This window comes from Streptomyces similanensis, assembly GCF_039543625.1.
Lineage (GTDB): Bacteria > Actinomycetota > Actinomycetes > Streptomycetales > Streptomycetaceae > Streptomyces > Streptomyces similanensis.
On record NZ_BAABKC010000112.1, the window covers coordinates 187,820 to 208,994 of the forward strand.

General features: G+C 72.9%; 22 protein-coding genes. 12 read left to right on the top strand and 10 right to left on the bottom strand.

All coding sequences use genetic code 11. The features are described 5' to 3' along the window. Positions 1-137: 137 nt before the first annotated feature. Positions 138-1,409 carry an MFS transporter gene (locus tag ABEB07_RS32200; protein ID WP_345671571.1) on the top strand — a complete coding sequence of 424 codons (1,272 nt, stop codon included), beginning with the start codon at positions 138-140 and terminating at the stop codon, positions 1,407-1,409. 40 nt (positions 1,410-1,449) lie between these two features. On the opposite strand, the gene ABEB07_RS32205 is transcribed toward ABEB07_RS32200, so the two are convergent. The 3 genes from ABEB07_RS32205 to ABEB07_RS32215 form a co-directional block, all read right to left on the bottom strand. Then, a complete protein-coding gene (locus ABEB07_RS32205; protein ID WP_345671573.1) occupies positions 1,450-2,688 on the bottom strand; it encodes an ATP-grasp domain-containing protein in 1,239 nt (412 codons plus the stop codon). Positions 2,689-2,793: 105 nt separating this feature from the next. After that, positions 2,794-3,243 (bottom strand): VOC family protein, encoded by a 450-nt coding sequence (locus tag ABEB07_RS32210; protein WP_345671575.1) that lies wholly within the window; start codon positions 3,241-3,243, stop codon positions 2,794-2,796. Between the two features lie 162 nt (positions 3,244-3,405). Beyond that, positions 3,406-3,909: a GNAT family N-acetyltransferase gene (locus ABEB07_RS32215; RefSeq protein WP_345671577.1), complete on the bottom strand. Its 504-nt coding sequence runs from the start codon at positions 3,907-3,909 to the stop codon at positions 3,406-3,408. Positions 3,910-4,146: 237 nt separating this feature from the next. Here ABEB07_RS32215 and ABEB07_RS32220 point away from each other — a divergent pair, with 237 nt between their 5' ends. From ABEB07_RS32220 to ABEB07_RS32235, 4 genes are all read left to right on the top strand, one after another. After that, positions 4,147-4,980 (top strand): alpha/beta fold hydrolase, encoded by an 834-nt coding sequence (locus ABEB07_RS32220; RefSeq protein WP_345671578.1) that lies wholly within the window; start codon positions 4,147-4,149, stop codon positions 4,978-4,980. 103 nt (positions 4,981-5,083) lie between these two features. Beyond that, a complete protein-coding gene (locus ABEB07_RS32225) occupies positions 5,084-5,713 on the top strand; it encodes an SMI1/KNR4 family protein (RefSeq protein ID WP_345671579.1) in 630 nt (209 codons plus the stop codon). Positions 5,714-5,890: 177 nt separating this feature from the next. Next, positions 5,891-6,106: a hypothetical protein gene (locus tag ABEB07_RS32230; RefSeq protein ID WP_345671580.1), complete on the top strand. Its 216-nt coding sequence runs from the start codon at positions 5,891-5,893 to the stop codon at positions 6,104-6,106. Between the two features lie 49 nt (positions 6,107-6,155). Further along, complete coding sequence (locus tag ABEB07_RS32235; RefSeq protein ID WP_345671581.1) at positions 6,156-6,278, top strand: hypothetical protein; 123 nt, start codon at positions 6,156-6,158, stop codon at positions 6,276-6,278. 73 nt (positions 6,279-6,351) lie between these two features. On the opposite strand, the gene ABEB07_RS32240 is transcribed toward ABEB07_RS32235, so the two are convergent. Further along, on the bottom strand, positions 6,352-7,584 hold the full coding sequence (locus ABEB07_RS32240; protein ID WP_345671582.1) for a carboxylate-amine ligase: 1,233 nt from the start codon (positions 7,582-7,584) through the stop codon (positions 6,352-6,354). 576 nt (positions 7,585-8,160) lie between these two features. On the opposite strand from ABEB07_RS32240, the gene ABEB07_RS32245 reads away from it, so the two are divergent. The 3 genes from ABEB07_RS32245 (at position 8,161) to ABEB07_RS32255 (ending at position 10,741) form a co-directional block, all read left to right on the top strand. Further along, entirely contained in the window at positions 8,161-8,724 is a 564-nt protein-coding gene (locus ABEB07_RS32245; protein ID WP_345671583.1) for a DUF4142 domain-containing protein, read from the top strand. Between the two features lie 233 nt (positions 8,725-8,957). Further along, entirely contained in the window at positions 8,958-9,626 is a 669-nt protein-coding gene (locus ABEB07_RS32250; protein ID WP_345671584.1) for an RNA polymerase sigma factor, read from the top strand. Beyond that, positions 9,626-10,741, top strand: a complete 1,116-nt coding sequence (locus tag ABEB07_RS32255; RefSeq protein ID WP_345671586.1) for a CU044_5270 family protein — start codon at positions 9,626-9,628, stop codon at positions 10,739-10,741. The genes ABEB07_RS32250 and ABEB07_RS32255 overlap by 1 nt, the downstream gene beginning before the upstream one ends. A gap of 129 nt (positions 10,742-10,870) precedes the next feature. On the opposite strand, the gene ABEB07_RS32260 is transcribed toward ABEB07_RS32255, so the two are convergent. Further along, positions 10,871-12,634, bottom strand: a complete 1,764-nt coding sequence (locus tag ABEB07_RS32260; protein ID WP_345671588.1) for a thiamine pyrophosphate-dependent enzyme — start codon at positions 12,632-12,634, stop codon at positions 10,871-10,873. 32 nt (positions 12,635-12,666) lie between these two features. Continuing rightward, positions 12,667-14,250 carry an FMN-binding glutamate synthase family protein gene (locus ABEB07_RS32265; protein ID WP_345671589.1) on the bottom strand — a complete coding sequence of 528 codons (1,584 nt, stop codon included), beginning with the start codon at positions 14,248-14,250 and terminating at the stop codon, positions 12,667-12,669. A gap of 149 nt (positions 14,251-14,399) precedes the next feature. On the opposite strand from ABEB07_RS32265, the gene ABEB07_RS32270 reads away from it, so the two are divergent. Next, entirely contained in the window at positions 14,400-14,825 is a 426-nt protein-coding gene (locus ABEB07_RS32270) for a PaaI family thioesterase (RefSeq protein WP_345671590.1), read from the top strand. A gap of 119 nt (positions 14,826-14,944) precedes the next feature. Here the strand turns inward: ABEB07_RS32270 and ABEB07_RS32275 are convergent, their stop codons facing one another. After that, positions 14,945-15,469, bottom strand: a complete 525-nt coding sequence (locus ABEB07_RS32275; RefSeq protein ID WP_239146761.1) for a hypothetical protein — start codon at positions 15,467-15,469, stop codon at positions 14,945-14,947. A gap of 267 nt (positions 15,470-15,736) precedes the next feature. Here ABEB07_RS32275 and ABEB07_RS32280 point away from each other — a divergent pair, with 267 nt between their 5' ends. Together ABEB07_RS32280 and ABEB07_RS32285 are read left to right on the top strand one after the other, a co-directional pair. Beyond that, positions 15,737-17,503 carry a hypothetical protein gene (locus ABEB07_RS32280; RefSeq protein ID WP_345671592.1) on the top strand — a complete coding sequence of 589 codons (1,767 nt, stop codon included), beginning with the start codon at positions 15,737-15,739 and terminating at the stop codon, positions 17,501-17,503. Between the two features lie 17 nt (positions 17,504-17,520). Next, the gene (locus tag ABEB07_RS32285) at positions 17,521-17,961 is read left to right on the top strand and encodes a hypothetical protein (protein WP_176146752.1); all 441 of its coding nucleotides are present in this window, start codon (positions 17,521-17,523) and stop codon (positions 17,959-17,961) included. Positions 17,962-17,982: 21 nt separating this feature from the next. Here the strand turns inward: ABEB07_RS32285 and ABEB07_RS32290 are convergent, their stop codons facing one another. Together ABEB07_RS32290 and ABEB07_RS32295 are read right to left on the bottom strand one after the other, a co-directional pair. Further along, the gene (locus ABEB07_RS32290; protein WP_345671594.1) at positions 17,983-18,744 is read right to left on the bottom strand and encodes a hypothetical protein; all 762 of its coding nucleotides are present in this window, start codon (positions 18,742-18,744) and stop codon (positions 17,983-17,985) included. Between the two features lie 87 nt (positions 18,745-18,831). Next, complete coding sequence (locus tag ABEB07_RS32295) at positions 18,832-19,326, bottom strand: cupin domain-containing protein (RefSeq protein ID WP_345671595.1); 495 nt, start codon at positions 19,324-19,326, stop codon at positions 18,832-18,834. An 81-nt stretch (positions 19,327-19,407) separates the two neighbouring features. On the opposite strand from ABEB07_RS32295, the gene ABEB07_RS32300 reads away from it, so the two are divergent. Next, a complete protein-coding gene (locus ABEB07_RS32300) occupies positions 19,408-20,259 on the top strand; it encodes a LysR family transcriptional regulator (protein WP_345671597.1) in 852 nt (283 codons plus the stop codon). A gap of 167 nt (positions 20,260-20,426) precedes the next feature. Here the strand turns inward: ABEB07_RS32300 and pepE are convergent, their stop codons facing one another. Continuing rightward, complete coding sequence (pepE, locus tag ABEB07_RS32305) at positions 20,427-21,152, bottom strand: dipeptidase PepE (protein WP_176146748.1); 726 nt, start codon at positions 21,150-21,152, stop codon at positions 20,427-20,429. Positions 21,153-21,175 lie beyond the last annotated feature (23 nt).

The window sequence follows — 21,175 nt, forward strand, 5'->3', positions numbered from 1 at the left end:
CGGAACGCGCGGCTCCGGGTTCCGCGACGGGGAACCGGGGCACTGAGACAGTCCCACCGCCGCTCCCGGACCGCCGTCCGGGGGCGGCGGCCGGCGCCGCCCGGCGCCGGCGGCAGGAGCGACATCGAGGGAGCATCGTGGCCGGAGGCTGGCGCAGGGACTTCAACTTCGTCTGGGCGGGCGAGACCGCCTCGCTGGTCGGAACCCAGGTGTACCAGCTGGCCATGCCGCTGACCGCGGTGCTCACCCTCGACGCGGACGCGACCCAGCTGGGGCTGCTGGGCGCGCTGACGTTCGCCCCGTACGTCCTCCTCGGCCTGCCCGCCGGCGTCCTGGTCGACCGGTGGCAGCGGCGCGGCGTGCTGATCCTCTCCAGCCTGGGGCAGGCGCTGTCGATCGGCGCGATCCCGCTGCTGGCGGCGCTGGACCTGCTCACTTTCGGCCGGCTGCTGGCGCTGGCCTGCGCGGCCGGGACCGCGCGGGTGTTCTTCACCATCGCCTACCGCTCGTACCTGCCGGCGATCGTGCCACCCGAACACCTCACCGGCGCCAACTCCCGCCTCACGGCGAGCGAGTCGGTGGCGGAGATCGGCGGCCCGGGGCTGGGCGGGGCGCTGACGCAGCTCGTGGGGGCGCCGTTCGCCCTGCTCGTCGACGCGGTCTCCTACCTCGCCTCCGCGCTGGGCGTCTCCGCGGTGCGCCAACGTGAGAAGGCCGCCCGCGTCGACCCCGCGCCGTTACGGTCCCAGGTGTCCGAGGGCTTCCGCTTCACCTTCTCCAGCGCCTACCTGCGGGCCACCCTCGGCGAGGCCGCCAGCTACAACCTGTGCTGGCAGATCGTCCTGACGATCCTCACCCTGTTCGCGGTGAAGGAACTGCGCATGAGCCCGGGCACGCTGGGCCTGACGCTGTCCGTCGGCGCCGTGGGAGCGCTGCTCGGCGCGGCGTTCACCGACCGCCTCGCCCGCCGGGTGGGCCTGGGCCGCACCCTCGTGATCGCGGCGGTGATCGGCGACCTGGCCCCGCTGTTGCTGCCGTCCGCGCACCGCGGCACCTGGGCGGCCCCGCTCCTCGTCTGCGCCTTCTTCGTGCAGGGCTTCGGCATCACCGCCTGCAACGTCCACACCATGACGATCCGTCAGACCGTGACCCCGCAGCGGCTCCTGGGCCGTACCAACGCCGCCTACCTCTTCGTCGCCCTGGGCGTGAAACCGGTCGGCTCGCTGCTCGGCGGCTGGCTGGGCACCCACCTGGGGCTGCGCGGGGCGCTGGGGGTGGGGACCGTGGGGCTGCTGAGCACCTGCCTCTTCCTGATCCTGTCCCCGCTGCGCAAGGTCCGCTCCCTGGACAGCCTCAGGCCCGAACCCCCCGAGGGGGCCCGGGCCGCCGCACCGGCGAGCACGCCCTGAGCGGGACCGCGGTCCGGCGGCCGGTCCTGGACGGGCCGGCTCAGGCCACGTCCACCCGCAGGGCGCGCCCGGCCTCGTCCAGCGCGGCACGGCAGGCGGCGGCGTCGTCGGCCAGGGCGATCGCGTAGGCGACCCTGCCGTCCATCAGCCCGCGCGGCGGCGGCGACTTGACCTCTCCCGCCGCCGCCAGCGGGCCGCAGCGCACCACCCGCTCCGGCAGTACCGACTCCTCGAAGCGGACGTCCGCTATGACGCAGTCGTCCTCGGGCGGATAGTAGAAGCGGATGGCGGCGACCCGGCGGTCCCCGGTGGCCGCCCGCAGCCTGGGCGTTCTGCCGCAGGCGACGTCGGCGGCCGCCGAGGCGAGGTCCGGGCCGCCGCCCATCAAATTCAGCAGGGGGATCATGCCCCCGCCGATCCGGGCGTTGACCTCGATGACCTTCGGCCCGGCCGGCGTCAGCCTGATCTCCGTGTGCGTCACGCCGTCCGTGAAGTCCAGCGCGGCGTGCGTGCGCACGACGACGTCCGTCAGCGTCGTATCGGACCACAGCGGGTCGTCCGGATCGACGACGTGCCCGGTCTCCTCGAAGTAGGGCGCGAAGCCGACCTCCTTGCGGGCCAGGCAGACCGGGGTCACCGTGCCGCGGTGCACCACGCTGTCGACGCTGATCTCCGGCCCCCGGGCGAACTCCTCGACCAGGATGTTGCGTTCGTGCGTCGGAAGGTCGGGCGCCCACGCGCCGCTCGCGTCCGTGAACTCGACGGCCGCCACCAGGGCGGTGGGGGAGTCGGCCCGTACCACGCCGAAACTCCCGGCCAGGGCGCGCGGCTTGACGACGACCGGATAGCCGATGTCCTCGGCCACCGCGAGGGCCTCCGCGCGCCCGCCGACGAGCACCGAGCGCGGCTGGGGCACCCGGGCGGCGGCCAGGGCCGCCCGGGTGAGGTGCTTGTCCCGGCAGCGCTCGACGCACCGCGGGTCCCCGCCCGGCAGGCCGAGGGCGACGGCCACCTGCGCGGTCTGCTCGATCCAGGTCTCGTCCCAGCAGATGACGCCGTCCAGCGCCCGTTCGGCGTCCACCGCCCGGGCGACCCGCACGAGGCCGTCGACGTCGGCCAGGTCCGCCACCACGGTGTGGCCGGCCGTGTACGCCAGTTCCCACGTGGGGGGCCCGGTCAGCACCAGGTGGACGCGGAAGTCGCGGCTGATCGACCGCAGCAGGTACTCGCGGTATGCGCGGATGCCCGGCGTGATCACGAGCAGGTGTCCCATCGTCATGGGCACCGGATACCCGTACGCCGCCGCCATCCACGGCACGCCCGCGAACTCCTCGCGGCTCCCGCGACCCCTTCGGCTCCCGCGACGCCTGCGGCTTCTTGCGGGCTACTCGTCCCGCTCCGTGACGAAGACGCAGAACGGGTGGCCCTCCGGGTCCCGGTAGACCCGGAAGCGCTCCTCGTCGTCGGGATCCGGCCGGTCCCGGTCGCTGAGCAGGGCCCCGCCGAGGGCGAGCACCCGCTCGTGCTGCCTCAGCAGCTCCTCCAGTGAGGCGACGCTCAGGTCGAGGTGCATCTGCTGGGGCACCGGACCGTCCGGCCAGTCCGGTGCGCGCAGCCGCTCCACCTGCTGGAAGGCGAGCCGCGGCGCGCCGTCGGGGCCGCGCAGGACGAGCCAGTCCCGGCCGCGCTCGTCCGGCCGCCCCGGCTCCGGCGGCTCGTCCCCCTCGGCGTACTCCAGTCCCAGCAGGGACCGGTAGAACTCGGCGAGCCGGCGGACATCGGTGCTGTCGAGCACGGTCTGCACCAGCCGGATACGGCGTGTGTCATCGGTCATGATCTCCGGGTTCCCGGCCCGCCCCGGCCCGAACGACCCACCCGGGGGAACGCCCGCAGCGTTCTCCGGCACGGACGGCGGTCGGCGTGCTCGGCGTCGGAGGAGCGACGGCGGCGGGCGCACTCGCCGGCCGTCGTCGCCGGAAGGCGTGACCGTCCCCGCTCATGAAGCGTGCCGCATGCACACCAGTCCGTCCCGCTCGTCCCACGACCGGGTGACGGTGAAGCCGAGCCGTTCGTACAGGGCGATGGCCCCGGTCCGCCAGTGCCACACCGAGAGCCGGACGGTGTGCACGCCGTTCTCCGCGGTGTGGGCGAGCGCGGCGCGGAGCAGGGCGGACGCGATGCCCCGGCCCCGGAACCCGGGGTCGGTCCAGAGCCGCTTGATCTCCGACCGCCCGTCGGCCGGGGAGGTCACCACCAGACAGCCCACAGCGACGTCCCCCGAGACGGCCACCAGGACGACGTCGTCGGCGAACACGCCGTGAGGATCGGTGACTTCGGCCCGGTAACGGTCCGGCAGCCCGTCCACACCGGCGACCGGCGCGCCCTTCTCGGCCTCGGTCGCCAGATGGTAGGCCGCCAGCAGGGCGGCCAGGCCGTCATCGCTCGACGGGTCGTGGCCGGACCGGCGGACGACGACGGCGACCTCGCGGTGTTCAGTCATGACGCCAGCATCACACGACGCGGACCGCGCCCGGCGCGAGCCCCGGGGAGCGCTGCCGACACACGCCCGCGCTTTCCCCCCCATGCCCTGGCCGCGGTGCGCGACGGGACTGGGCCGGGCGCCGCGGCCGTCCCCGACCGGCATGACCTCGTGGGTAATCGCCCCGTGCACCGCGCTCCGCAATCATGGACGACGTACCCGCCCGACGCACCGCGTCACCGGACTCCAGGAGGAGCCATGCCGTACTTCACCAGCCCCGTCGACGGCACCCGCCTGCACTACGCGGACTACGGGCCGGCCGACGGTCCCGTGGCCGTCTTCGTGCACGGCGCCTACTTCGGCACCGAGATGTGGGAGTTCCAGATGCTCCCTCTGGCCGAGAGCGGATACCGCTGCGTGGGCCTGGACCGGCGGGGGCACGGCCGGTCCGAGGACGTGTGGGGCGGCTTCGACCTGGACACGCAGGCCGACGACCTGAACGGACTGCTGGAACACCTGGACCTGCGCGAGGTCACCCTGATCGGTCACTCGCTGGGCAGCGCGGAGATCGTGCGCTGCCTGACCCGGCACGGCGCGGACCGGGTGAGCCGGGCGGCCCTCGTCGCCGGCATAGCCCCGGGACTGATCCGCGCGGCCGACAACCCGGACGGCATGGACCTGGAGACCCTGCGGGCCGCCCACGAGGTGATCCGCAGGGACCGGGCGGCGTTCTACGACGGCGGCGCCCACGACTACTTCGCCCTGGACCGGCCCGGCAACGAGGTGTCGCCGACCTACCTCCGCTACGCCGTCGACTGCTGCCTGGCCTCCACCGCCCGTGCCGCGGACGCCGTCAACGCCGTGGTCCGCGGCATGAACGTGGCCCCCGAGCTGCCGGCGCTCGACCTCCCCGTACTCGTCGTGCACGGCACCCACGACACCTCGGCCCCCTTCGAGGTGACCGGCCGCCGCAGCGCCGACCTGCTGCCCCACAGCACCCTGAAGGTCTACGACGACGGCGGCCACGGCCTGTACGTCACCCACGCCGACCGCCTCAACAAGGACCTGGCCGAGTTCATGACCATGGTCTGATGCGCCGCCACCGAGCGCCCCGGGCGCAGGGGCCGAGACCGCTGACGGCCCCTGCGGGGCCGGATCACGGTGAAGGCTCCGCACGCGTGGGTACGGTGGGCGGATGAACGATGAACCTTTGGCGGCGTGGGATCGCGTCGAGGACTGGCTGAAGGCCAACGCACCTTGTTCGTACGCCTCGTTGCGGCCGCCCGCCGGGCCGGAACGGGTCGCGGCGGCGCAGGCGCGCATGGGGGTGACCTGGCCGCGGGAGGTGGCGGCGCTGTGGCTGCGGCACGACGGCGCGGAGGGCTTCGAGGTCGACGGCGACGAGGAGGGCGAGGTCGATCCGGCGAAGTTCCTGGCCGGATACACCTTCCTGCCGCTGGACGAGGCCGTCCGGGTGCACGCCGCCCGCAGCGATCCGGACACCGGCGCCGTCGGATGCACCGGCTGGGTGCCGCTGTCGGGCGCCGACGACGACTACGCGGGGGAGATGGTGGTGGTCGACGGGCCGGACGCCGGCCGGATGGGCCGCTGGTCCGCCACCGACCGGGCTCGCCTGCACGGTGCGTACACCACCCTCGGCGGGTATCTCACGGCCGTCGCGGAGGCGTTGGAGACGGGCACGGGGCCGCTGGCGGACCGCGACGGAGTGGTGCCGGGGGTGTCCCTGGGCTGCCTGGTGTGGCAGAACCCGCGGGCGGTGTCCGCGGTGGACGCCCCCTGGGAGCCCGTCCACCCGGACCGCTGACACACCGCCGGCGCCGGGCGCGGGGACGCGGGGACGTGGCGACGGCCGGAGGCTACTTCATCGCGCAGTACGCGTCATCGACCAGCCACGGGACAAGGTCGTGGCCGTTGTCGGACTCATCACACGCCCGCCGGGACCGCAGGCTTGGATCGGGAGCCCGGGGGCACGTGGGACTTCATGACGACCGAAGGCATGAGCCAGGGCGGCCTCGCCGACGCGATCGGGTCGGTGAGCGGCCTCGCGGACGCGGACGGCACGAGGGCCGGCGCCCGCGCCCCCTCGGAGGTCCTCGCGGTCATGTACGACGGCGCGCTGCGCGGCTGGTGGTTCGGGGTCGTCGTCATCGCTCTGTTCGTGGTCTGCGCGATCGCCTGGAAAGCGCGCGGCAAGTGACGCGCGCGAAACCGTGGGACCGAAGGACCGAGCCGCTTCGCGAGGTGCCATGGACGACGTGACGACGGCCTACAAGGGATGGCCGTCCGGAACGCCCGTCCCCGTTCTGCTGCTCATCGTCGTGGCCGTCCTCGTGGTCGCGGCCGTCATAGGGCGCTCGCGACGCGGATAGTGCCGCCGTCCGCCCCGACGACCGCGCCCGGGGCGCCCCGGAGGAGGGGCCGAGGCATCGGGCGGGGGTCCGGTCAGGTCATCTCCTCGGTGGGGGCGAAGGGACGCGGGCGCGGCGGACAGCCGTTCAGGGCGTATGGCGCGGGGCCCGCCGCGAAGGTGAGGCCGTCGGCCACGCCTTCCAGGCATCCCGTGCCGAGGTGGGCGGCCCGCTGCAGATCGGCGCCGGTGCCCTCGCTGGCGAGGCGGCCCAGCCAGGCGTCGACGAGGGCGCGGTCCTGGGGGGCGAGGTGGGGCCGGGCGAGGCGGCGCGCCTCGGCGATCTGCTCCGCGGCAGGTACGGACGCCAGGGGTGCGCCGGCCGAGTGGGAGAACATGTCGAGCAGGTGGCCGGTGACGCCGTCGCGGGCCGCCCGCCAGCAGGCCGCGGTGAGCACGTCCTGATCGACGCGCGGTGCGGGGGCCTCGGCGGCCACCGCGGCGCGGGCCCGCGCGACGACGGCTCGGACCAGCAGGGCGTAGGCCACCGTCTGCGTCACGGTGGGCAGGACGTCGGCGACCCGGACCTCGACGGTGGGCACGTGGCGCGAGGGGCGGGCGTACCAGTAGAGCATTCCGGGATCCAGGGCCGCGCCGCTGGTCACGAGGGACCGGACGACCTCTTCGTAGTGCTCGGCCGAGTGCAGGAAGGGCGGCGGCCCGGCGGTGGGCCACCGGCTCCAGACCATGACCCGCCAGCTCGCGTGACCGGTGTCGGCGCCGTGCCAGAAGGGCGAGTTCGCGGTCAGCGCCAGGAACAGCGGCAGCCAGGGCCGCAGGTGGTTGGTGACGGCGACGGCGGTGGCCAGATCGGGAACACCCACGTGGACGTGGCAGGAGCACACGCCCTGATCCTTCACCAGGGGCCCGAAGCGCTCCGTGATCCTGACGTAGCGGGGGTGGTCGCGCACGCGCGGCACACCGGCCGGGTCCCCCTCGGACGCCGGGCCGGCGCGACCGAGCAGCGAGGTCCCCGAGGCCAGCGGAGCGCAGTCGTGCGCCCGCGCCGCGCGCGCCGCGCCCCGGCGCAGCCGTGTCAGTTCCCGTCGCAGTTCCGTGGCGGTGACGCACACCCGGCTGACCGTCTCGATCATCGACTGGGAGATCTCCGGCACCAGGTGACCGGCGCCCAGGAACGGGCGGCCGGTTTCGAGCACTTGATCGCTGCGGGCGACGGGGCGGCGCGTGTGACGGTCGAGGAGAATGAACTCCTCCTCGACGCCCAGCGTCGCCCGCTCGGGTAAGTGTCCGGGCTTCACATGACCCACGGCCTCTCCCCTCATTCGAGACCCGGTCGTCCGAGCCGGGCAATAAGGCGCTTCCCGGAACTCAATATCGTTAAGTCTGCCGGACATCCCGAGAAACCGTTTCACCGAGGAAGGGGTGCATGGGCTCGCTGGGACTCGTGCGCGGTACGGGTCTGACGCGCTCGGTGCGGTCTCGTGATCCGACGTGGAGGAGCGTGCCCGAGCGGCCCGCCCCACCGCGGTCTTGGACGGGGCGGTTCACACCCCGATCCGCTGTGATCATGACCCACCAGGACACACACGTGTGACCCGTACGCCGGACGCCACCCGGGCCCGCGTCGCGCGGCGACGATCGTCTCCGGGCGGCCGCGCCGACGAGCATCCGGAGCGGTGCGTCGGTCACCCCGCGCGGCGGCGGGCGCCCGGAGAGTAGACGGAGGGGCGGCGGTGGCAGCTCCTGTCGGCGTGAATCGGGGACCGCATCGGTGTGATGGGTGGCGTGGGATGTGGCACCCGTCCCGCATGCGGACCTGCGTCCGTCCCCCTCTCGGCCGGCCCATGCGTACGGGCCGGCGGGACCGAAGGAGCACGATCCCCATGCGCTCACACACTCTGGCCGCCGTGGTGGCGGCCGCGTCCCTGACCGGCCTGTGCGCACCCCAGGTCTTCGCGGCCGCCTCCGACACGTCCCAGGACCAGACATCCCAGGACCAGACGTTCCTGGTGCAGGTCCACCAGGGCAACCTGGCCGAGATCGCCGCGGGCAAGGATGCCGGAACGCACGCCACCACCGCCTGCGTCAAGGACGTCGGACGGACCCTGGTGCGCGACCACACCAAGCTGGACGCCTCGGTGCGCAAGCTGGCCGCCGAGACGAACACCACCCTGCCCACCCAGCCGACCGCGGCGCAGCAGCAGCAGCTGAAGGCCGTCCAGGCCGAGGCGGGCGGCTCCGCCTACGACGCGGCGTGGCTGAAGGCGCAGGACACGGCCCACCGCAAGACGCTGGTCGTCATCGACAAGGAGATCTCTCAGGGGAGGAACAGCGGCGTGGTGGCCGCGGCCCGCTCGGCCAGGCCCGTGGTGGCCATGCACCTGGACATGGTCCGCGACGGCGTCTGCGACACGAACCCCGCGCACCACGGCGGTCACACCCACTGACCCCGCGCCACGGCGGTCACACCCACTGACCCCGCGCCCCGGACGGCGCCCCGCTCCCAGGCCGGCGGATCTCCCCCGACGGTGCGGTGGGCCAGTCCGCGGGTAGCTTGTCCCCTTCGGCCGTCCGCGGTCCGTGGCCCCGCCCTGTGGTGTGGCGCGGGTCACGGGAACCCCTCGGTCCGGCCGGAGAGGTAGTGGGTGTGAGATGTGATGAGCAGGGAGATCGGGAGCGCATGCGCGCACGGGTCGGTGCGGGCGACCACGCGGCGTTCACCGCGCTCTACGACGCGTACGCGCGGGAGGTCTACAACCACGCCTACCGGCTGACGGGCAACCCGTCGACGGCCGAGGAGGTGTTGTCCGAGACGTTCCTGGCGGCCTGGCGTACCCGGCACACCGTCGAGCCGGAGGGCGACTCGCTGCGGCCGTGGTTGCTGGGGATCGCCACCAACAAGGCGCGCAACGCCAACCGCGGTATCGGGCGGCGCCTGGCCTTCCTGGCCCGCCGCCCCGCCCCGGAACGGGTGGCGGACATCGCGGACGCCACGGCCGGGCGCGTCGATGACGCACGGCGGCTCGCCGCGGTGCGGCGGGCGCTGGGCGGGCTGCGCCGTCAGGAACGCGAGGTGCTGGCCCTCTGCGTCTGGTCCGGACTGAACTACGCCGAGGCCGCCGAGGCCCTGGGCGTCCCGGTGGGCACCGTGCGCTCGCGGCTGTCGCGTGCCCGGACCCGGCTGCGCCGCCTCACCGACGAGGAACTCGGCTCGGCGCCGGGCGGGCCCGCCGCGCGGGAAGCACACCCGGCGGAACCGGTCCGGTCCGCGGGGGAACCCCGCCCCGGCCGCGGAGAGGTAGAGAGCAGGGCCGCGTTCGTGGCCCTGTCCATCCAGGAGGAAGCCTGATGAACGACCGTACCTCCGGCCCCGAGCGGGCCGAACGAGAGGAACTGGCCCGGCTGTTGCCGGCCCCGGCCGAGCGGGACCTGCCCCCTGGCCGTCATCTCCACCACAGGGAAACCCTGATGCGTCTGATCGACCAGGACGGCGCCCGCACCTCCGCCCGTCCCCGTCTCCTGCGTCCCGCCGTTCTGCTGCCCGCCGCCGGACTGGCTCTGGGCGGAGTGCTGTTGACCACGCTCGCCGTCACCGGCCGGGACGGCGTCCCGGCGCCGTCCGCCGCTGGCTCGCACGCCCGGGCCGAGGCCCCGCGAGGCGCGGCCGTGCTGCTCGACCGGATCGCCGCGGTCGCCGCGGAGAAGGACGAACAGAGGGTCGGCGACGACCAGTTCGTGTACGTCAAGACCCTCCAGAGCGAGAACGAGGGCAGGTTCGGCGGCCCCGTGAAGCTGACCGGCCCCCGCGAGCGCGAGGTCTGGATGGCGCAGCAGCCCGGACCGGTGATCCATGTGGGCCTGATCCACGAGGACGGCTCGTACTACCCGATCGAGGTCGGCGTGCCGGACGGCGAGACCGCCGTCGGCTACCCGGCCGGCCTCGACCGGCCCACGTACCGGTGGCTGGCCTCGCTGCCCACCGACCCCGACGCCCTGCTCCAGCGGCTCACCACCGAGATCACCCGGGACCAGGACCGGCGGGACACCCCGGCGAAGGACCGGGACCGGGCCCAGGACACCTTCGACGCCATCGGCGAACTGCTGCGGGAGACGCTGATGCCGCCGAAGACCGCGGCCGCCTTGTACAAGGCCGCGGCGAGGATCCCCGGCGTGAGCGTGGACTCCGACGCGGTCGACGCGGCCGGCCGGCACGGGATCGGCGTGGCCCGCGACAACACCCGCACCGGCGACCGCACCACCTGGATCTTCAACCCGACCACCCTGGAATACCTGGGCGAACGGACCTACCTCACCAAGGACACCTCCCTGGGCAGGAAAGGCACCCTGATCAACAAGTCCGCGGTCCTGGAACGCGCCGTCGTCGACACCCTCCGCGAGAAGCCGTCCGCCGGGAAGACGTCGACCGAGAAAGCGTCGACCGAGAAAGCGTCTACGACGACCTGACCTCGACCGGGAGCCGCCGGGGTGTGGCGCCCCCGGCGCCCCCGGCCCCACCCCGCCGCTCCCGACCACGACCGGACAACGGGTCGCGCGCCCGCCTTCACGGGCGCGCGCCCGTGAAGGCGGGCGGGATCAGGCGGTGCCGTCGTCGCCGTGGCTGCGGACGATCTCCTTGACCTTGGCCACCGCGAACCCCCAGCCCTGCTCGACGGTCGGCTTGGCCGGGACCGCGACCTCGTCCGGGTTGGTGAGCACGTCGAGCAGCACCGGCCCCGGTGTGTCGAAGGCGCGGCGCACGGCCTTCTCCAGCTCGGCCGGCTCGGTGACGCGGATGCCGGGGATGCCCATCGCCTCGGCGACGGCGGCGAAGTCGGGGTTGTCCAGCACCGTGCCGAACTCCGGGAGCCCGGCCTGCTCCTGCTCCAGTTTGACCATGCCCAGGCGGCGGTTGTCGAAGACGACGAGTTTGACGGGGAGCCGGTGCGTCTTCAGCGTCATCAGGTCGCCCAGCAGCATGCTCAGCCCGCCGTCCCCGCAGAAGGCCACGACCTGCCGCTCCCGGTCCAGGCACTGGGCGCCCAGCGCCTGCGGCATCGCGTTGGCCATCGAGCCGAGGTTGTAGGAGCCGATCAGCCGCCGCTCGCCGCGCATCTCGACGAACCGGGACAGCCACACCGTGGCCATGCCGGTGTCGGAGGTGAAGACGGCGTCGTCGGCGGCGAGCCGGTCCACCACGGCCGCCAGCGCCTCGGGGCGGATGTCGTCGGAGCGGTTGTCGAAGGTGGACCGCAGCCGGCCGATCAGACCCTTGTCGTGCGACGGGTCGGCGAGCCGCGCCTGACCGCCGCGCCACTCCTCGAACCGCTTCCGCGCCTTCTCCAGGTGTGAGCGGTCCCGCGCGCCGTCCGTCCCGGCCGCGGGGGCGGTGAGGTGGGTGAGCAGATCGCGGACGGTCGCGCCCGTGTCGCCGACGAGGCCGGCCTCGACCGGTACCCGCCGCCCGATGTGGGTCGCCTCCGTGTCCACCTGCACGACGGTCTTCCCCTCGGGATACCAGTCCCGGTAGGGGAAGTCGGTGCCCAGGAGGAGCAGGGTGTCCGCGTCCTCCAGGGCCGACGCGGCGGCCGGGTTGCCGATCAGTCCGGTCTGGCCGACCTGGAAGGGGTTGGCGTCGCCCTCGAAGCCCTCCTTGGCCTTGAGGGTGAGGACCATCGGCGCGGCCAGCCGGTCGGCCAGGGCGAGGACGTCCTCGCGGGCGTGGCGGGCGCCCCGTCCGACGAGCAGTGTGACCCGCTCGGCGCGGTCGAGGAGTCCGGCCGCCTCGCGCACGGCGGACTCCTCCGGGCGGGTCACCGGCGGGTTCAGGGAGAAGCGGGCCGGACGGTCCGTGCTCAGCTCGCGTTCGCCGAGGTCGCCCGGCACCGTCAGGACGGCGACGCCCTTGCGGCCGAACGCGTTGCGCACGGCCAGCTCCAGCAGCTGCGGCAGCTGGTCGGGCGAGGTGACGGTCGCGCGGAAGACGGCCACGTCGCTGAAGAGGGCGTCGTTGTCGACCTCCTGGAAGTAGTCGCTGCCCAGTTCGCCGAGCGGCACCTGACCGGCGATGGCCAGCACCGGCGCGTGGCTCTTGGCCGCGTCGTACAGCCCGTTGAGCAGGTGCACGGAGCCCGGTCCGACCGTGCCCATGCACACGCCCAGGGTGCCGCTGAGCTGCGACTGGGCGCTCGCGGCGAACGCCGCCGCCTCCTCGTGCCGGCATCCCACCCACTCCACGCCGTCCGTGGTGCGCAGGGCGTCCGTCAAGGGGTTCAGGGCGTCTCCCACGACGCCGAACACCTGGCGCACGCCGAGTTCGCTCAGGGCGTCCACGATGACGCGGGCGACAGTACGGGCCACTTCGGTCCTCCAGGTCAGACGGTTCAGACGGTTCAGACGGTGAAACGGTCGGGGTCGGCGGTCTTCCAGTCGGCCGCCCAGGCCTCGGGCGGCTCGGCGAGCAGCTGCCCGGGCTCCAGCCACTCGTACAGCTCCTCGTAGGAGCGCTCGGTGTGCGGGTCGATGCGCCGGCGGAGCATGTGCGGGCGCAGTTCGGCGGGGTCGGTGACGCCCATGGACGCCATGATCTCCAGGGCGCTGGCCACGGTCGCCTCCTGGAAGCGCCGCACGCGCGGGGTCTTGTCCCGGACGTCGAGGGCGCGGGCGCGCCGGGGGTCCTGGGTGGCCACGCCGCTGGGGCAGGTGTTGGTGTGGCACCGCTGGGCCTGGATGCAGCCGACGGCGAACATCATCGCCCGCGCGGCGTTGCCGTAGTCGGCGCCCTGGACGAGGCGTTTGACCAGGTCGGTGCCGGTGGCGATCTTGCCGCTCGCCCCGATCCGGACGCGATCGCGCAGACCGGCGCCGACCAGGGCGTTGTGCACGGTGAGCAGGCCCTCGGTCAGCGGGGCGCCCACGTGGTCGGCGAACTCCATGGGTGCGGCCCCGGTGCCGCCCTCTCCGCCGTCCACGATGATGAAGTCGGGCGTGGCGCCCTCTTCCAGCATGGCCTTGCACACGGCGAGGAACTGCTGCCGCGAGCCCACACACAGCTTGAACCCGGTCGGCTTGCCCCCGGACAGCTCCCGCAGCCGGGCGACGGCGCGGACGAGTTCGCGCGGGGTGGAGAACAGCTTGTGGTACGGCGGTGAGATCACCGTCTGCCCCTGGGGCACGTCGCGTACCTTCGCTATCTCCGCGTTGACCTTGGTTCCCGGCAGGACGCCGCCGATGCCGGGCTTGGCGCCCTGCGACAGCTTCAGGGAGACGCACTTGACGTGGTCGTGCGCGGCCTTGTCGGCGAACTCGGCGGGGTCGAAGTCGCCGTCCTGGGTGCGGCAGCCGAAGTAGCCGGTGCCGATCTCCCAGACGAGGTCACCGCCCGGCCGCAGGTGGTACTCCGACAGGCCGCCCTCGCCGGTGTCGTGGGCGAAGCCGCCGGCCGCGGCGCCGCCGTTGAGGGCGAGGATCGCGTTGGCCGACAGCGAGCCGAAGCTCATCGCCGACACGTTCAGCAGGGCCATGTCGTAGGGGTGGCGGCAGTCGGGGCCGCCGATCTGGACCCGCGGGGGCGTGCCCGGCGCCTGACGCGGGGCCATGGAGGGCACCAGGTATTCGTATCCGGCCAGGTAGACGTCGCGTTCGGTGCCGTAGGGCTGCTCGGCGTCCGTGCCCTTGGCCCGCTCGTAGACGATGGTGCGGACGTCCCGGTCGAAGGGGCGGCCGTCGAAGTTCCGCTCGATGAAGTACTGCTGGAGCTCGGGGCGGATTTGCTCCAGGAGGAAGCGGGCGTGGCCCAGCACGGGATAGTTGCGCAACACCGAGTGCTGGCGCTGGAGCAGGTCCCACGCGCCCAGCAGGCCCAGTGCGAGGAGCGGCACGGCGCCGAGGCACCACCACGGCGACGCCAGCACGGCGGCGGCGGCCGCGAGGAGGCCGAGTGTCAGGGTCAGGACGACGATTGCGATGCGGGTCACCCTTGGCGCATTGCCCTCGGTCGGCCTTCCAGTCCTGTGGTTCGTCAAGAAACCCGTAAGGGCGACGCCGTGCGCTCACGGGGCCCTCGGCCGCCGGCGGATCACCACCGCTACGGTGGGCCCCCTCCCCGAACGACAGGACGACACCCATGACCACGGACCTCACCCGTTTCGCGCACCGCATCTTCCAGGCCCAGCCGTTCAGCATGTTCCTGGGCGCCGAACTCACCGCCGTGGGGCCGGACTCGGCCGAGATCCGCGTCGTCAACCGGCCCGAGATCCAGCAGCAGCACGGCTTCGTGCACGGCGGAGTCCTCAGCTACCTGGCCGACAACGCGCTGACCTTCGCCGGAGGACTCGCGCTGGGCGGCGACGCGCTCACCGCCGAGTACAAGATCAACTATGTTCGGCCGGCCGTGGGCGATCTCGTCGTCGCCCGCGCCGAGGCGACCGCCACGACCCGGCGGCAGGCCGTGTGCCAGTGCTCGGTCTACGTCGTCTCGGAGCAGGGCGAGGAGCACCTCGTCGCCGTGGCGCAGGGAACGATCGTCCGGGCGGGCAGCCCGGAGGACTGAGCCGCGAGGAGGACCGGGACACAGAAGGGCCGTCGGGGCGATCCGCCGCTCGACGGCCGTGACCGGCGCACCGCCCCCTCCGCTGGTCCGATGGTGCGCCGGTCCGTCCACCCGTCAGGTCACGCGTACTGGATGCCCCACAGGTTGCTGTTCTTCTTGACCGGGGCGACGTTGTTGGACTTCTTCCAGAGCTTCACCTTCTTGCAGCCGCCGCCGAACTTCGGCTCCATGCGGTACTTGGTGACGCTGAAGCCCTTGGCCTCGTGGTACATCATCAGGCGGCCCCGGCTCTTGCCCTTCTTCTTCTGGACCGCGGCCGCGTACGTCCAGGTGTCGGACTTCGTCCAGGTCTTGCCCAGGGAGACGCTGAACGACGCCGACGCCTTGGCGAAGATGGCGCCCGCCTCGGTGCCGACCGTGGCGGTGCCGGTGGCCGTCCAGGAGCCGGTCACATTCTTCGCGTAACTGATGGTCACGCCCGGCCGCGCCCAGTCGCTGTGCACGTTGGTCGCACTCCACACCGTCTTCTTGTCGCCGATCGAGTAGATCGGCGACGAGTCGCACGCGGCGCCGGCCGCGGCGGGTGTGGCCGAGACCGCCACGGCTCCGGCGCTCAGCAGAGCGGTGGCGAGCGCGGCGCTCATGACACGCTTCACGTAGATCCCCCGTAACTCAAGGTCTGTCAGGAACACCTGCATTCTGTTGGCTGGAATGTGCGCACGGTAAGGGATTTGAGTGACTATTGAGGTTCGGTGGCGCCATGCGTCCCGGACACCTCAAGTGGGCTTCCGCCAGCGGCTCTTCCCCGCGTCATCGAAGTTTCATGGCCCGCGGCCACGGTGGGCGGGACACGACCGAACACCGCCGCGGGCATCGCGCGCACGGCTTGTGCGGCGGGGGAAGGAACACACGTGACGGGGGAAGAGCTCGAACCGTCCGGCGCACGGCCTCGGTGGCGGGAACGCGGGACGCTCCTGCGGTTCGCCGGCGCCCTGGGCGTCGTACTGGTCCTGGTGGCCGGGCTGATGGTCCGGCTGGCGTCGTCGGACGACGGCGGCGGCGGGTCGAAGGCGGCGGAGCGCGACCGGGAGCCGTTCGTCCAAGCGCTGTCCGAACTGGCGCGGGCCCAGGGGCTGCGCTACCAGGACACGGCGCTGGTCGGCATCACCGAACGGGCCGTCACCGTCACCGAGTCCGGCACGGTGTTCGGCTCGACGGGCGATGGCGTGAAGAGCCTGGACCGGGACGTCCTGCGCATCGGCGGCAAGACCTACACCCGCTGGGAGAAGGGCCGGGACTACGAGAGCCCGGACGGGAAGCGGAAGGAACCGGACGCACCGGGCAGGTGGACCATCGGCTCCCCGGGGGAGGCGTACTCCCTCGACCCGGTCATGGCCCAGTACCTGCCTCCGAGCGACCTGGCGTTCCAGCTCTCCGACGCCCTCGACCGGCTGGACGCACTGCCCGACCCGGACGACCCCGGCCTGCCGCCCCTGACCGTGGGCGGCGTGCCCGCGTTGCGGGCCGACACCTCGGCGGGCCGGCTCGTCGTCGCCAAGAACAAGCCCTACCGCGTGCTGCGGCTGGAACCCTACGACCTGCGCGAGCAGATCAAGGACGCCCGCGAGCAGCTCGAAGCGGGCGCGACGCCGTCCGTGGCGCCGCGGGTGACCACCGGGCCGCTGAAGGACGGCGACTCCCAGGGGATGGAGCTGTCCCCGCTCGTCGGCGAGCAGGCCGACACGATGTACGACACCCTGGAGCAGTACGTCAAGCAGCTGAACAGCGCGGTGGACGACGGGGTCGACTTCACGCTGGACGGCTCAGGCAAGCTGGACTGCGGATCCGGCGGATGCTCGGTCCGGCAGAAGTTCACCGGGAAGCTGTCCACCGAGGCCAGGAGCAGGATCACCGGCGGCACGGTCACCGCCACCATGAGCGCGACCATCACCATCGACGGCCGGCCCGCCGGCGGCTGCACGGTCCCCGGCCGTGCCTTCCCCTTCACCGGGAACTCCGTCTCCGGCACCCTGTCCTGTTCCGCCCCCGAGGCCGGTCCCGTCTTCGCCGCGGTCGACGCGCGGTACAAGGCGCGGGCACAGCAGCAGGCGCGGGCATCCGGCGGGCGGGTCACGGTCCGCTTCTCCTCGCGGGCCAACACCCTCATCGACGCCCGCGCCCTGGCCGTGGGCGAGGTGGACCGCCTCGTGGACCAGGTGGGGCGGGAGCGGCGTGGCGAGCCGTGCCTGACCGGCCGCAGCCCCGCCTCCGGTGTTTCGGCTCAGCTCGGCCGCGGCACCCGCCCGATGGCGCAGCCCGTCTCGGCGACCGGCGGCGGAGGGTGCCTTGCCGCCCTCAAGGACTGGAACAGCAGGCGCTTCTCCATCGGGAACCAGACTTTCCTGCTCGACAAGAAGGGAATGCAGCACATCCTCACGCGTCACCACCCGAAGTACTGGGACGGTTCGACCAAGAAGGAGCAGTCCTTCTTCGATTCCCGCATGAGCGTCAAGGACGTGGAGAGCGCGATCGGTGAAGTCCTCCGGCAGAACCGGGAAAAGCTGGTGCGACGCGGCAGCGGGGGGATGTACCAGATCCGGGGAATGGTCGACGGGGTCCGCTATGTGCTCGGTCTGAACCGGGGCCGGGTGGGACAGTTCTATCCGGTGAGCGAGTAGCCGGATAACCTGACGCCATGGTGGAGATCGAGACGTTCCTCAGGGCGCCGGACGGCGGGTTCGTGCGGGTGGAAGCCTGCCACGGCCCGCCGCCGGACCCCGACTACATCGAGGGCGCCATCCGGCTGTCCGTGGACGGGCGTGAGCTGATCGGCCTCCGGGAATGGGACTACGTCGATCAGCTCTGGTGCTACGTCGCGGAGATGGCGTCGCGGTTGCGTTCCACGGGCCGTGCGGAGACGTATTTCCCGGACCAGCCGATCAGGCTGTCCTTCCAGGAATCCGGCTCCCGCGTCGTGGTGACCGTCAAGAGCGGCGGTGAGGTGAAAAAGGCGATCGCTTCCTCCGCCGATCTCCTGAATTCCCTGAGAACCGCCGGGCTGAGTTTCTTCGACAAGATGTCCGAGCTGGTCCCGGGGCTTTCGTACGCCGAGGCGCGGAAGCGCCTGTCGGCCTGAGCACGGCCCGGCGAAGCCGGCTCAGCGGCGGCGGTCGGGCCAGTGCGGATCCTCCCAGCGGGCGGGACCGGTGAGCCCGAGGAGCCGGATCCGGTGCGGGAGTTCCTCGGGCACGTCCTGACCGCGGAGCCGTGCGGGGGCGTGGCGGACCAGCCAGGCCGCCAGTTCGGAGCGCAGGTCGTCCGAGTCGTCGTCCCACGCCGCCCAGGGAAGCCGGTCCTCCAGCAGGTCGTACTCCCACCGGGCGGCCGCTGCGGCCAAGTGCCGGTCGGCGAAGCGGTGTTCGAGGGCCTCCCAGGCGTCGAGCCACGGTCCGAGCACGCCGGACGCCTCGGCGCACAGGGCGAGGAGGTCGTGCGCGGGGACGGCGGGACGCGGTTCGGTGAGGGTGTGCGCCCACCAGGCGTGCAGGAACTCCCACACCGCCGCGCTCTGGTCCGCGGGCCACTGCCGCCAGTGGCCGCGGGAGAACGAACGTCCGACTTCCGCCATGCCGAACCTACGCTCCACGGGGCCATCGACCAGCGCCCTGGCGAGTTGCGGCAGGATACGGCGCAGCACCGCGCCGTGATCGTCCCAGTCGGGCGCGTTCCACGTGCGGCGCAGGAGGTCCGGGGCGAGCACCACGTCCGGGACCTTGAGCTGCGCGAGCTCTTCTCGGCTGCCCCAGTGGCAGTCGCACTGGGTCTCGTGACCGCGGGCGGTCATGCCGCGGAACGTGACGTCCAAGCGGTCCAGCGCACGGTCGAGTCGGAGCCGTACGCGAGTGTCGTCGAGGTCCATCGCTGTTCACTCAACCTCAAGGGGACTCCGGTGGCTTCCGCCGGCCGAAGATCACCACCCTACCTGCCGGGCGGCGTGCCGTCGGCGTCAGGCGCGGTCGTCGGCGGGCTCGGTCGCGTAGCGGCCCATCACCTCGGCGTGGGCCCGCGGCATCAGCGGCCGGCCGGCGGCGAGCGACTCCTGGAGGTCCCGGAAGTACCGCACGTACAGGTCGGGGGTGAACACGCTGAGCAGGACGGCGGGTCGGCCGGTCGGGTTGGCGAAGGTGTGCGGGGCGCCGGGCGGAACCACCACGAGCGTGCCCGCGACGGCGTCGTGGTGCTCGTCCCCGACGGTGAACCGCACGGTGCCGGAGAGGACGTAGAAGCTCTCGTCGTGCCGGGTGTGACGGTGCTGCGGCGGTCCCTGGGTGTGCGGGGCGAGGACGGACTCGGTGATCGCGAGGCGGTGCCCGGTGTGGCTGCCGTCCTCCAGGACCCGCATGCGCGTGGTGCCCAGGACGATCGTCTCGCCGTCGCCCGCGCCCACCACCGATACGGCGGGAGGGGCCTGCGGCCGGCTGGTCTGCGCGTCTTCGGTCATACCCACGAGTCCACCGCGGGCGACCCACCGGTGTCCAAGACCCGTTCCGCGACGCCGATACCCCATGGGTATCGTTGCGGCGTGGAGCTACGGACCTTGCGCTACTTCGTGGCGGTCGCCGAGGAACTCCACTTCGGCCGGGCCGCCACCCGGCTGCACATGAGCCAGCCGCCGCTGAGCCGGGCGATCCGACAGCTGGAGGCCGACGTCGGGGCCCAGTTGTTCGCCCGCTCGCCCACGGGAATCACGCTCACCGCGGTGGGCTCGGTGCTGCTCGACGAGGCGCGCTCGCTGCTCGACCACGCCGACCGCGTCCGGGTCCGGGTGAGCGCGGCGGCCGGCGCCGCGACCCTCACCATCGGCATCCTGGGCGACGGCACCGACTCGGGAACGGCCCGGCTGGCCGCCGCCTACCGCCGAAGCCGCCCCGGCGTCGACATCCGCGTCCGCGACGCCGACCTGACCGACCCGACCTGCGGACTGCGCGCCGGACTGGTCGACGTCGCGCTGACCCGGGCGCCGTTCGACGAGACCGCCCTGACGGTGCGCGCACTGCGGACCGACCCGGTCGGCGTGGTCCTGCGCGCCGACGATCCGCTGGCCCGCCGCGACGGGCTGCGGCTGGCCGAACTGGAGGACCGCCGCTGGTTCCAGTTCCCGCCGGGCACCGATCCCGTCTGGCAGTCGTACTGGAACGGCGGCAGGCCGCGCCAGGGCCCGGTGGTGCGGGCCGTACAGGAATGCCTCCAGGCCGTGCTGTGGAACGGCACGGTCGGCCTGGCCCCGCTCGGACACGACCTGCCCGCCGAACTGGCCGTGGTACCGCTGATCGACATGCCGCCGAGCCGCGTGGTGGCGGTGTGCAACGAGGGCGACACCAACCCGCTGATCCGGTCCTTCCTCGAGATCGCGACCACCGCGTACCGTCGCTGAGCACCGGCATCCGTCAGGCCGGGGCCGGCTCCGGTCCGACACACCCGCTTCGGCCACGTGATCACCTCGTGCTCCGGCACGCGGGCTGGATCGCCGTACGGCGGTGCGCTCGCCTCCAGGGACGCGCCGTGCGCGCTCCCAAGGCGCCCGGCGCACCCCGCGTCGAGCTACGCCCGCCGGTCGAACTCCGGTGTCACCGTGAGCAGTTCGGACACGTCCGAGCCGGAGGCGATCTCCCGCGGCCGCGCACCCCGCAGGAACAGACGGGCCGGACGTTCCCCGCCGACCGCGGCGCTGCCGTCCGCCACCCGCAGCCAGGAACCCTCGCGCAGCCCCAGGACCGGCACGTCGTTCTCCTCCAGGAACTCCGTCAGCCGCTCCTCGCGGGTCTCGCCCTTGTGCGTGGAGCGCGGGTCGGGGTCCAGGTAGTGCGGATTGATCTGGAACGGCACCAGATCCAGCGTCCGGAACGACGGCGGCTGCACGATCGGCATGTCGTTGGTGGTGCGCAGCGTGGGCGCGGCCATGTTCGTGCCCGCGCTGGCCCCCATGTAGGGCAGCCCGCCGCGCACGGCGTCCCGCAGCGCGTCGAGCAACCCCGTCCGGTACAGGGCGCTCAGCAGCCGGAACGAGTTGCCGCCGCCGACGAACACGGCGTCCGACGCGGCCAGTCGCGCCAGCGGGTCGCCGCCCTCGTGCACCCCCCGTACCGCGATCCCGGCGTCCGCGAGCGCGCCGCGCACCTTGGCGGTGTACGCGTCGTGATCGGCGAGCGCGTACGGCACGAACGCCAGCCGCGCTCCGGCGGGCAGGAAACCGGTCACGACGTCCAGGGCGTGTTCCAGGTAACCGCGGCCGTGCTGGGTGGAGTTGGACAGGAGCAGCAGATTCACGAAGGGTTCCTCATCGAACGGGG